Below are 9797 nucleotides of genomic sequence, written 5' to 3'. Positions count from 1 at the left end.
CCGCTGGAAATGCGCGATCGCTGCACAGGCTCGATCGCAGTAGAGAGAAAATCTAGGACGCCCTGAGCCGCGTGAGAAGAGGTCAGTTGCCAAAGCTCTGCTTGCAGCCGCGCGGCTCGTCTCGCCAGCGGCAACTTGGCGGTATTCGCACCAGGATTGCGCCCCTGCCATTGGGGTTCGCCCTCGCGCGGATAGAGGACGGTTGCCGCCTTTAAGTCGTCTGCGGAAATCGATCCGTTATTCAAGTACCGCTGGATTAGCTCCATGCCACGATAGTTCAGCGCCCGCTTCAATAGCGCTCGATGCGAGGCTTCGCCGTAAATCCACAGGTCTTGTACACGGCTAGCAACGGACGCGGGTCCAGACCCACGTGGGTAGCGGATGTAATCGAACAGAATACCGTCGGGTTTGCGCTGGGCGATCGTCTGCACCAGTTGCGCGTAGTCCCGTCGCGCCTCGGCGCTGTAAGGATCAATAAACGCTTCGTCTGGGGTGCTCTGACCCAGTTCTACACTGAGACCAGCCACGGTCCTCGCGGTAATGCTGGTTTGCCCCCAGCCATTGCGGGCGATCGTCTGCTGCCTGTCGTCGCGGCGAAAATAATTTGAGCCAAAATTCATCGTGAACAGCCACGCATACACTTTTAAGCCGCGCTCGCGTCCTTTTTTGATCACCTCTGCTAGCAAATCTCGATTTTCGGCTTTGGTCCCTGCCAGCACTGACGACCACACCGTTGGGTTGCCGTTCGCAGGCAGCAGCACTTTGCTGTTGTAGAACACTTCGATGTTGACCTGGTTGTAGCCGCGATTGACAATGCGATCGAGCACAGCTTCGATCGCGCCGTCACGGGTGTCGCAGGGATACAGCCGCAGCCAAATCGCTTCGTTGGAGGGCCACGCTTTTTTGCGACAGTTCCGCAGGTACTCAGCGTGCAGGTCGATCGTGCGGCGATACTGTTTTTGGGCACCGCGATCGCCCTGCATCGCGGCTTGCCGCAGCCTGTCTTTCTGCGCGATCGCCTCCGTGATCTGCTGACAGTAGGGTGTGGATTGCGCGTGGGCGGGCAGCGTCAGAGTGTGACCCAGTAAGCTGCTGGTGATGGCGGTGGCGATTAGGCAACGGTTCAGGATGGCAAGTTGTACGAGCTTCATGACCCCTACTGGGCAAATTGACCTTTGTGATTATGGACCGTGAGGCGGCAACTGCGATCACTCACCCAAAAAATTTTGCCGAACTCTTACCGTCGATTCACACTCCGCTTCCCGCTGCTGCATTGCGAACGACCAACAGCCCGCACAGGGGCAGCATGTAATTTTCAAAATTCCTGTAGGACAGACGTCTTGCCCGTCTGTGTGGGATAGCCATTCTGGCTATCCCACGAGAAAATAAGGCGTTCAGTTAAAACTGATTACCGCACCACGCGACCCATGTACTCGCCCCACAGCTGGGCAGCTTCGGCGCTGCTACCAGACGTGGGCGTGTTGTTGTCGTTGCCAAGCCAGATGCCTGTGACCAAGCTGCCGGGAACGAACCCAACAAACCACGAATCCACGTTATCGTTAGTGGTTCCCGTTTTTCCAGCTTCGCCTTGCCCGATCGCCGCGGATCGTCCAGTACCACCTGTCACGACTCCCTGCATTAGCGTGGTCATCGTCTCTGCCACCGTTGGCTGAAGCACCACCTGGTTTAACTCTGAGTCCCGCTGAGCGGAGTAAATTTCGCGACAGGTCCGGACATCGCGAGGAACTTTGCAGTCGCTGCTGTCAAGGATGCGACGAATGGTGCGCGGACGATTGCGGACGCCTTGGTTTGCCAACACACCGATCGCCCCGGTTAGCTCTAGCGGCGTAACTTCGCTCTGCCCCAGCACTAATCCAGGAGTCGGATTTAGGTCAGACTGAATTCCCATTCGCCGCGCCGTTTTCACGACGCTATCTAACCCGACTTCCTGAGCCACCCGCAGCGCAATCACGTTTTCGGACTGGGCAAGCCCCGTGTACAGATCCAAACTTCCACCACCCGTGTTGCAGCCCGCAAACGTTTGTCCGCCCCAGTTCAACGGCGCACAGGAAAAGGCGGTTCCAGGCGAAATGCCTTGCTCGATCGCCGCTGTGTAAGCAAACACCTTGAAGGTCGATCCGGGCTGGCGCATCGCTTGAGTCGCCCGGTTAAACTGACTCTTGCGGTAGTCTACGCCGCCGACCAGGGCAACGACTTCCCCCGTTTTGGCATCCAGCGTCACGATCGCACCTTGCGAGTAGCCTGCCGACGCACCGCGATTGGCAATAGCGGTTCGCAGGGCAGCTTCCGCTTTGGATTGCACCTGCGGGTCTAGCCCCGTTTCAACAATAAAGTTGCCTTCTTCGGCTAGCTGCTCACCCAAGAGCTGCTGAAGCTCTGCAAAGACGTGGCTGTAAAAGTACGGCGCGATCGTGCTTTCCAGTTCTTGCTTGGCTTTGGGGTTGATGTCAAGGCGCGATCGACGGGCACGTTGGGCTTCATCCGTGTTGACCATGCCCAACTCCACCATGCGCTGCAGCACGCCGTCGCGCTGCTTGATCGCCTGCTCGTAGTTCTGCACCGGATTGAAGCTGTTGGGAGCCGGAAGAATACCCGCTAGCGTTGCCGCTTCGGACAGGCTCAAGTTCTTGGCGGACTTGCCGAAGTAAAACTGCGCCGCATCCTCGAAGCCATAGGCACCGTTGCCCATGTACACCCGATTCAGGTAAGTCAGCAGCAGAAAATCCTTGCTGTAGACAGTTTCTAGCTTCAGGGCAACCGCAGCTTCTCTCAGTTTGCGTCCAGCGGAGTCCTGCACGCCGACGTAATCTCGCAATAGGCTCCGCGCCAACTGCTGCGTTAGAGTGCTGCCACCTTCACGGATCTTGCCATCCCGCACGTTGGTTACAAGCGCCCGCAGAGTGCCGATCGGGTCTACGCCCAAATGCCAGTAAAATCGACTGTCTTCTGAGGCAATCACCGCCTTGGGTAGGTACGGAGAAAACTCCTGCAGCTGCTTGAACTCGCCGTGGGTGCGATTGGTTAGTGGGCGCAGCGGCGTTTGTCCATCGCGGGCAAGCACAGCAACGGGTCCCTGTACGGATGCAGGCAGCGGCTCCACCGTAAACTTCTGCCACTCCGCCAGCGTTGCCAACGTTGCCAGCGCCGCCAATCCTGAAGCGCCATACAGTCCGTAGCGGAACACACGCACAAACCACGGGGGTGGATCGACGTAGCGAACGCGTACTGCCGCTGCCAGTTCCGTCGGACCCAAGGTGTAGACATCGCCATGACGCAGCACCGTTTGGCGAATGCGCCGCTTGCCGCGAAAGATGCCGTTGGTTGAGTTTTCGTCTTTAAGGGTAAACGGCGATCGAAACAGGTATGCCAGCAGTCCCGGCGGCTGCTTGGCACGGTGCAGAGATAAATGCACCTGGCTGACCACCGGATTGCGAATCACAATATCGCACGATTGAGAGCTGCGCCCCAGCAGATAGCGATCGCCCAACAGCGGGTACACGTCGGCTTTGGAGGCGTTTGCGTCCTGCACCCACAATTCCGGCACTTTAACATTGGGCTTTAGTTTCAGCTTCGAGAAGCTAATCCGGGTCTGTACCGCTTGGGACAGAGCACCGAAAAGGGTTTTTGGACGCGGAGGTGGGGTGGGCGTCATGGGAACAATCTGTACGCTGAGCAACAGTCAGAAACACAACGGACGGGCGTGATTCCGGACAAGGGTTGACTTATTCTAGACAACGATACTGGTAAGTGTGGGTGTAGGACAACGTTAGTGCACAAAGACAACCGCGATCGCAATCGGCTGGCTGCGCGATGGTAGAGTGCCGAAATTAAAAGCCCCCTCATTCTAGTGGTCACGCCGCGCGATCGGATCTTCCTTTTGGAACGCTATCTCGATGGGTACCTGCTGCCATGCCTGAAACGCACGCTGCATCCACCGCACAATTGCAAGCCGCCTTGATTCGTCGAATTGGCAGATCGCTGTGTAGCGGCGTTGAGGTCAATGAGCTGTTTCAGAGCGTTGTGGAAACGCTTGCAGCGATCCTGCACGCCAATCGATGTGATATGCGGGGGATTCGATCGCCGCATCGCTGGGCTTGCTCAATCAGCGAGTCCTCCGATGCAGACGCGGTGCTGTCGGTACCATTGCAGTATCAGCATACGCGGCTGGGACAGTTGGTGCTGCAACGGCGCGATCGCCCGTGGATGCCAGACGAAATCGAATTTGTCGAGACGATCGCCGATCAGTGCGCGGTAGCGCTGCACACTGCCACAATGCAGGACAGGCAGGCGCAGCTAGAAATGACGAATCGCGCTCTAGCAGCGATTCCCGATTTGATCATCCGTCTGACCAGAGGCGGCATTTACCTGGATATTATTCCTGCCAAAACCTTCAAAACTTTATTTCCAAGCGGCAATTTGCGAGGCAAGCATCTGTCCGACGTTTTGCCGCCGGATCTCGTGCAAGAGCGACTGCACTACATTCGGCAAGCGCTGCAAACTGGCACACCGCAACTCTACACCTATGCGATTACGATCGAGGGTGAACAGCGGTTTGAGGAAGCCCGGATTACGGTGCTTGATGACGATGAAGTGCTGCTGCTTATCCGCGACATCACTAAGCAGCACACAGCATTGCAGCAGCGCCAGCAAGCCGAAGCTGCCCTACATCACCTCAATCAAGAACTGGAACGCCGCGTTGAAGAGCGGACTCAAGATCTGATCCAGAGCGAAGAACAGTTTCGGCGCATATTCGATTCAGCGCCGATCGCCCTGAGCTTCGCTTATCTCAAAACGCGCCGCATTGTGCGTGTGAATGCGGCGCATAGAGACCTGTTCGGCTACAGCGACGCCGAACTCGCTGAAATGACGTTTCTAGACTTTACCCATCCTGCGGATGTTATTCCCCATCTGCGGCTGCTTCAGCAACTCAACGATGGGGTAATTCCCCGCTTCCAGTTGGAAAAACGCTTCTTCAAGCGCAATGGCGAATTAATCTGGGCGCTGATCACAGTGACGCTGTTCCGAGATCGTGCAGGCACGCCGCCCTACACGCTGGCAATGATTGAGGACATCACCAACCGTAAGCAAGCGGACGATCGCCTGAAAGCCTCTCTTGCCGAAAAAGAGGTGCTGCTGAAAGAAGTGCATCACCGCGTCAAGAACAATCTGCAAACCATTTCCAGCCTGCTGAAGCTGCAAGCTTCAACAAGCCAGAATTTAGAGGTGCAGTCGCTGCTGCAAGAAAGCCAAAACCGCGTGCGGACAATGGCGCTGATTCACGAGCAGATTTACCGATCGCCCGAACTTGCGCGTGTTCAGTTTGGCGACTACGTGCGAAAGCTGGTGACGGGTCTGTTCGCCTCGTACAACATGCAGGGGCGTCAAATCGAGCTACAGCTTGACGTGGACGCCGCGCAGTTCAGTATCAACACCGCAATTCCTTGCGGTCTAATCTTGAATGAGCTGGTGTCAAATGCGCTGAAGCATGCGTTTCCTGGCAACCGCCCCGGCAGCATCCGGATTCGCTTTGCTCAGAACGATCGGAATCAATATGTTCTTACAGTGCAAGACAATGGCGTGGGCATTGACGGAGATGTAGACCTCTGCACAACCTCTTCGCTAGGGCTGCAACTGGTTTATTCGCTGGTGCGGCAGCTGCACGGCGCGATTGAACTCGACCATACTAGCGGCAGCACGTTTACGATTACGTTTCCAATACCCGATTGAGCCGGAAAAAGCGTTGATCGATCGACGAACCATGCCCCTAAATTGACGGTATCAAGATGGGCACCAGCTTTAACCCAAACTCTGCTTCAAAGCTGCTCTTTTTGTTGTCCAGACTCCACAGTTCCAGCGTGCAGGGATCATCTGGTTGAGTGGGCTGCAAATGCAAGCAAAACTGGTTTAGGTCTGGGAGGTATTCGCAGGCGACGTGCTTGACTGCACCAATCTGGCGACGATCGAGCGCCACGGCTAGCCGTAGCAAGGTGCTGAGGTGGTCCACGATGCGGCGGTGCTGTTTGCTCGTTAGGTTGCGATAGTTCTCGTGCTTCTTTTTGGGATTGCTTTTGCGGTGATAGCGGGCGAGATTGGCGATCGTCTCAACTTCGATTTCGGTGTAGCCCAGCAGTTCGGCATTGCGGATCAAGTAGTACGAGTGCTTGTGGTGATCGGTGTGGCTAACGTGATGCCCGCAGTTGTGCAGAATTGCCGCTGCCCATAGCAGTTCGCGTTCTACCGTCGTCCACGAGTGCAGCAGGTTTTGGGTCTGGTCAAATAGGCTGAGGGCAAGGTTGGCAACGCGTTCGCTGTGGACTAAGTTTACGCCATATTTCTGAGCAGTTTTCAGGACGCTGCGCTGTCGCACCGAGCTTTGGTAGCGCAAGCGATCTTCGATCAATCCGTGAGTCAGCATCCAATCGACAATGACGCCCTCGCGCAGCGATCGTTCACAAATCGTGACCGACTCAATGCCCAGCAGCGTCATCGCCTCCTGCAAAATCAGGGCGCCTGCCAGAATAATCTCGGCGCGGCGATCGTTGACGCCGGGAAGCTGGACCCGCTCACTGTAGCTGAGGCGGCGCAGACGGTTGACAATCTCGCGCAGGTCCCGCAGGCTGAAACTGTAGCCGTTGAGCGGATTCGGCACTGTGCCAAGCTTCTCGCGGGCGTGGAGGTGGGCGATGGTTTCGATCGTGCCAGAGGTGCCTACAAGCTGTGGCAGTTCACCGGGTCGCACCTGCGCCAGCAGATCGTCTACGGAGCGCTCTAACATGCCCCGAATATACGCCTGTAGGGATTGAAACTCGATCGAGCTGATTGGGTCGCTCGTGATGCGCTCTGCGGTCAGGCGAACCGCACCGACTTTGGTGCTGCTGAGCGATCGGGGTTCGTGCCCGTCACCTAAAACGAGTTCGGTAGAGCCGCCGCCAATGTCAATAATGACGTGGGGTTGGCAACCGAACTCCATGCCCGACAGCACCCCTAAATAGATGCGGCGGGCTTCTTCAGGACCCGAAATGAGATTGATCCATAGTCCTAGTTCAACCTCTACCTGCCGCAGAAAGTCGCGTCCGTTGGGCGCTTCGCGGACTGCGCTAGTGGCAACTGCTAGAATTTGCTCAGCGCCGAGGCTTTTGGCGATTTCCTGGCAGCGCTTCAATGCGTTGATCGCCCGCGTCATCGCCGCCTCGGTCAGGTGACCCGTTCGCTTGTCGCGATCGCCAAGGCGGACGGTGGTTTTGTCTCTGGCAATGATGGTGAAGGCTGGCAGCGACGGTTGAACGCAAACAACAACCATGTGAATCGAGTTAGTGCCGACATCAATCGCCGCGAGAACGCGATCGCGATCGGTGAGTCCAGGAAGTTGGACGATCGGCTGTGGAAGAGTTTGAGCGCCAACCATTGTAGGGGCTAGGGATAGAGGGTAGGGAGCAGAGGCATCTAACTTCTAGTTGTACACCGAAGAGATACCCGAAATCGGGAAAGATTTTTGACAGGTGACTTACTGATCGCGATCAGTGAGGCAGAAGCCATGATGTGGTTTGCTGCCGTGGTTTATCGACGCTCTGATCGCTTGTACACTTCGGTAGCGACAATTGTTAAACTATGTAACTATCTAAGGAAGCACCTTCAGAAATGATGGAGTGCTGTCACGATCGCTCTCAAGATCTGGTTTTCTCACTTGATGTTGCTACTGCCCTTCTGAGTTCCATGTCGTCTACCTTCAATGAGGAGCCAAATTCATCTTGGTTAAGTCCCTCATCTGGTTCAGCAGATGTTGAAGGCATTAATTTGGTGCAGGCACGATTAGAAAATCAGGCGCTGAGAGATCAAATTGCTGCCCAAACCCACTTGATTCAGTTGGTGACGCATCAGTTAGCAACGCCGCTGACGTCGCTAAGCGGCTCGATCCAACTGCTGTCTGAGTTGGACCTTACACCCGAACAGCGACAAGAGTTTCTGGAAGTTGTGCAGCAGCAGGTGCAGCGTCTCCAGAATTTGCTGCAAGATTTGATCACAATTCGCGATGTGGAGACGGGAGAGGTTCAGACCCGTCCGATCAAGTTTTCGATTCCGGCGTTGATGGACGAAGTCATCGCAGCGTTTCAGTCGTGTCCCACCGTTTACCAGTTCAGTCCAGATTTACCTGAGGTATGGGGCGATCGCTGGCAAGTGTCGCAGGTGCTGGTGAATTTGCTGTCGAATGCCGTGAAGTATTCGCCCAATGACAGCCCGATCGAGGTTGGCGCGGCGCGGTTGCCCTCAGGTTGGGTCGAGGTGTGGGTGCGCGATCACGGACTGGGTATTCCCTTGGCGGATCAGCCGCGTCTGTTCGAGCGATTTTATCGGGTGAAGCATGGCGATCGACAGCACATCCATGGCACGGGGCTGGGACTGTCGCTGTGTAAGCTGCTCGTGGAGAATCAGGGCGGACAGCTTGGAGTAGACTCTACCCACGGCAAAGGCAGTCGATTTTACTTTACGTTGCCAACCAATAGCGATTCGTCAACCGCTAAGGGGTTCGCGGGTTAATCGGGTGCATTGTGCAGCAATCAGACAAATTGCAGCTCCGCTCAACCCTCGATGATTGAGGGTTGAGCGGAGTTGAAGCCCGATTCACGGCAGGTCATGCAGGTCCCTAACCGCTCCTAGAAGCTGAACTGGGCACGTAGGTTGCCCACATAGATTGTGGGGTTGTTGTCGAAGTTGTTGGCGTTAAAGATGGCGTAGAAAGCAGGCACTAGGGCGATGTTCTCTGTTAGCGGGAAGTAGTACGAGGCTTCTAGCTCGTACATCGTGCCGCCATCGCCCGCACCCGATGCAAAGTAGCGTTCACCCCGGATGATATCCATCGGCATCAGGAAGGTGACGACCGCTAGGGCGCCTTTTTTGCCTAAGTCGGGGAAGCCCAAACCAACCTGGAACGATTGGACATCGACCGCTTTGTCGATCGGCTTCAGGTTGGTGTTGCCGAAGCTGTAGCGTCCGAAAATGCCGAAGCCAGGGGTAATCAGCCAGTCAAAGTTGAACGCTAGCGTGTTGGCAAAGGCGTAGTCCAGTCCGCCGCCAGCACCGCCTTCCGAGAAGCCCGGACCTGCATCCAGGTAGCCATAAGGGATGGGTTCGCCGATCGCGCCACCGACCTGTCCTCCGTATGCCTGAATGCGGGAGTGGGTGTAGGAGAAACGGAAGTTGAGCGTGTCGATCGGGGAGAACGTTAGCTCTGCGGTGCTGGTGTTGGTGCCGCCGAATAAGCCAAACGCAGGATTGCTAGAAGTGTTGAAGCCGAACGCAGAAGACAGAAATTCGGTGTTCTCACCCAAATACGCGGCTGCAAAGCGCAACTTTTTGCTGATGTTCCATTCCACAACCACACCAGAGCCACGATCGATCGCGTTGGTTTGGGTGCTGCCGATCGAGTCGAAGCTGCTGGCTCCTGTGAGGAAGAAGGTGAAGCGGTTGAAGTCGAAGTGGCGGTAGTAGTTGACCCGAGGACCGACCGTTATCTTGACCGCATCAGTTAGCGGGAAGCTGTAGAACAAATCGTGGATCACAACATCGCTGCGTCCGTTTACGGTACCTGCCGACTGATCGGTGAACGGCACCCCAAAGGCGTTGAAGAAGCCTGCTGACGCGTACTGGTTGACGGGTGAAACTGAATTGCCCGCCGCAAGTTGCGTCACCAGTGAGTCCCTACCTGTAAACGAGGTGTTTAGCGTTAGCCAGGTAAGGAAGCCGAGGGTGGTTGAAGGGCTGCCTGTGATTTGTCGCGT

At 56.1% G+C, this 9797-nt stretch carries 6 protein-coding genes; 2 read left to right on the top strand and 4 right to left on the bottom strand.

Annotation, left to right across the window (positions count from 1 at the left end):
- On the bottom strand, positions 1-1151 hold a 1151-nt coding region (locus H6F43_RS07460; protein ID WP_190342172.1), incomplete at its 3' end, for a family 10 glycosylhydrolase.
- 257 nt (positions 1152-1408) lie between these two features.
- Positions 1409-3673, bottom strand: coding sequence for a PBP1A family penicillin-binding protein (locus tag H6F43_RS07455; RefSeq protein WP_190342171.1), 2265 nt, complete (start codon positions 3671-3673; stop codon positions 1409-1411).
- A gap of 257 nt (positions 3674-3930) precedes the next feature.
- Here H6F43_RS07455 and H6F43_RS07450 point away from each other — a divergent pair, with 257 nt between their 5' ends.
- Positions 3931-5748 carry a histidine kinase dimerization/phosphoacceptor domain -containing protein gene (locus H6F43_RS07450; protein WP_190342170.1) on the top strand — a complete coding sequence of 606 codons (1818 nt, stop codon included), beginning with the start codon at positions 3931-3933 and terminating at the stop codon, positions 5746-5748.
- Positions 5749-5785: 37 nt separating this feature from the next.
- Here H6F43_RS07450 and H6F43_RS07445 read toward each other — a convergent pair whose 3' ends face one another.
- Entirely contained in the window at positions 5786-7426 is a 1641-nt protein-coding gene (locus H6F43_RS07445; RefSeq protein WP_190342169.1) for a Ppx/GppA phosphatase family protein, read from the bottom strand.
- A 308-nt stretch (positions 7427-7734) separates the two neighbouring features.
- Here H6F43_RS07445 and H6F43_RS07440 point away from each other — a divergent pair, with 308 nt between their 5' ends.
- Positions 7735-8556 (top strand): HAMP domain-containing sensor histidine kinase, encoded by an 822-nt coding sequence (locus H6F43_RS07440; protein WP_190342168.1) that lies wholly within the window; start codon positions 7735-7737, stop codon positions 8554-8556.
- A gap of 116 nt (positions 8557-8672) precedes the next feature.
- Here the strand turns inward: H6F43_RS07440 and H6F43_RS07435 are convergent.
- A partial coding sequence (locus tag H6F43_RS07435) for an iron uptake porin (RefSeq protein WP_190342167.1) occupies positions 8673-9797 on the bottom strand: 1125 nt, incomplete at its 5' end.

Origin of the sequence: Leptolyngbya sp. FACHB-36, assembly GCF_014695955.1 — a bacterium.
Taxonomy (GTDB): domain Bacteria; phylum Cyanobacteriota; class Cyanobacteriia; order Leptolyngbyales; family Leptolyngbyaceae; genus FACHB-36.
Note: the sequence above shows the minus strand (reverse complement) of the source record. Positions and strands in the feature narration are given on the sequence as shown.

Excerpts from the sequence above, each read along its gene's own strand:
- H6F43_RS07455 (WP_190342171.1), bottom strand. The coding sequence starts at position 3,673 with ATGACGCCCACCCCACCTCCGCGTCCAAAAACCCTTTTCGGTGCTCTG.
- H6F43_RS07450 (WP_190342170.1), top strand. The coding sequence starts at position 3,931 with ATGCCTGAAACGCACGCTGCATCCACCGCACAATTGCAAGCCGCCTTG.
- H6F43_RS07445 (WP_190342169.1), bottom strand. The coding sequence starts at position 7,426 with ATGGTTGGCGCTCAAACTCTTCCACAGCCGATCGTCCAACTTCCTGGA.
- H6F43_RS07440 (WP_190342168.1), top strand. The coding sequence starts at position 7,735 with ATGTCGTCTACCTTCAATGAGGAGCCAAATTCATCTTGGTTAAGTCCC.